Raw genomic sequence first — 1,717 nt, 5'->3', positions numbered from 1 at the left:
CCCGGTTACATTCCGAACCCGGAAGCTAAGCCTCACAGCGCCGATGGTACTGCAGGGGGGACCCTGTGGGAGAGTAGGACGCCGCCGAACAATCATTCAGAGAAAGCCCCCTGACGGGAAGTCAGGGGGCTTTCTCGCGTTCCCGGAGAGGCTGGAGGCCGGCCTCGATCGGCACGATCAAGGCCGGCGTCAGACCGGCTGTCCGCTGTCAGAGGGTGGCGGCGCGCAGCACGATCAGGGCGACGGAGGCCATGGCGAGGACCGCCGCCGGAGACGCGCCCTTGTGGTCGCCGACGCGCAGGTGGAAGGCGACCGCCCCGGCTAAGTAAAGCGTCAGGCCGATCGCGGCGGCGATGCCGAGGGGGCCCCACCAGAGTCCGGCGGTCGTACCGGCCGCGCCCGCGATCTGAGCGCTGATCAGGAAAGGCATCATGCGCTGGGGCACTCCGAGGGTGGACATCTGCTCGGTGATGTGACGCGTCCGCAGGGACTTGGCCCCGGCCGATATCAGGAGAAGCGCCGACATGACCACGGTGACGACGGCGAGGGAGACGAACATGGCTGAAACCTCAATCGTGCGAGATGCGAGTAGGGGAGCGTGCGCACCTCGACGACGATAGGCGGCCGTCAGGTACCTCCAGGTAACCTTCGGGGCGTGAGCCTGCGACCCGGAATTGTCTTCCTTGCCGACTGTCCCGCTCTCCTGGCCATGGAGATCATCGCCAGCAAGTGGTCCATGGTCACGCTCTTCGCGTTGACCGACGGTCCGTTGCGCCACGGCGAGTTGGTCGAGTTGAGCGGTGGCATTTCGCGCAAGGTCCTGACCCAGACGTTGCGTCGGCTCCAGGCCAACGGGCTCGTCGAGCGGCACGCGTACGCCGAGGCGCCGCCGCGCGTGGAGTACAGCTTGACCGATCTCGGGCGGACCCTGGAGGAGCCCATCAGGATGCTCACCGCATGGGCGCGGGAGAACGGCGAGGCGGTCGTCACCTTCCGGGAAGCAGCCGAGGCGGCCAGCAGCATCGAGGGGGATCGGGCGACTTCGGCGCAGCGGCCCGAATGAGGCCGCCCGCGATCGACGGCGGGCGGGCGGCGGCGACAGGTCGTTCCGCGCCAGTGATCAAGGGCTACGGCTGGAGTACTAGGCTCGGCGTCCTGCCGATTCGGCTCTTCGGAAAGGACGTTGGCGTGCTTCTCGGTCTTCGGACGGTCATTCATCCCGCGCCGGATCTCGGTGCGGCGAAGGCGTGGTGGAGTTCGGTGCTGGGGGTGGAGCCGTACTTCGACGAGCCGTTCTACGTGGGGTTCAACGTCGGGGGGTACGAGTTGGGGCTGGACCCGAACGCGGATCCGGCGGTCGGGCCGGTGTCGTACTGGGGGGTGCGGGACGTGGCGGTGGCGGTGGAGCGGTTCGTGGCGGCGGGGGCCGTGGTGCGGGAGCGGGTGCAGGAGGTGGGGGGCGGTATCCGGGTCGGGACGGTGCTGGAGCCTTCGGGGGCGGTGGTGGGGCTGATCGAGAACCCGCACTTCGTGTTGCCGGAGGGTGGGCCGGCGGGGGTGGGTGAGGGTCCGGGGCGCTGACCCGGGTGGTGTGGGTGGGAGGGGCCCCGGCCGTGGTGGCCGGGGCCCCTCAGTCGGTGGTGTGGGGTCGTTGGCGATCAGGGTGCGGGCCAGGCGGGCGGCGGCGGTGGTGACGGGGGGCCAGGCGGGGGAGTGC

At 69.7% G+C, this 1,717-nt stretch carries 3 protein-coding genes and 1 rRNA gene; 3 read left to right on the top strand and 1 reads right to left on the bottom strand.

Features of this window, described 5'->3' with window-relative positions; genetic code table 11:
* Positions 1-90, top strand: a 5S ribosomal RNA gene (gene rrf, locus IH44_RS43530); the annotation flags it as partial.
* A gap of 118 nt (positions 91-208) precedes the next feature.
* On the opposite strand, the gene IH44_RS0139785 is transcribed toward rrf, so the two are convergent.
* Positions 209-559 (bottom strand): DoxX family protein, encoded by a 351-nt coding sequence (locus IH44_RS0139785; RefSeq protein ID WP_030464735.1) that lies wholly within the window; start codon positions 557-559, stop codon positions 209-211.
* 150 nt (positions 560-709) lie between these two features.
* Here IH44_RS0139785 and IH44_RS0139780 point away from each other — a divergent pair, with 150 nt between their 5' ends.
* Positions 710-1,063 carry a helix-turn-helix domain-containing protein gene (locus IH44_RS0139780; protein WP_051818333.1) on the top strand — a complete coding sequence of 118 codons (354 nt, stop codon included), beginning with the start codon at positions 710-712 and terminating at the stop codon, positions 1,061-1,063.
* A 53-nt stretch (positions 1,064-1,116) separates the two neighbouring features.
* Positions 1,117-1,581 carry a VOC family protein gene (locus IH44_RS0139775; protein WP_198545122.1) on the top strand — a complete coding sequence of 155 codons (465 nt, stop codon included), beginning with the start codon at positions 1,117-1,119 and terminating at the stop codon, positions 1,579-1,581.
* Positions 1,582-1,717 lie beyond the last annotated feature (136 nt).

Source organism: Kitasatospora sp. NRRL B-11411, from assembly GCF_000721345.1.
Classification (GTDB): Bacteria; Actinomycetota; Actinomycetes; order Streptomycetales; family Streptomycetaceae; genus Kitasatospora; species Kitasatospora cineracea.
Note: the sequence above shows the minus strand (reverse complement) of the source record. Positions and strands in the feature narration are given on the sequence as shown.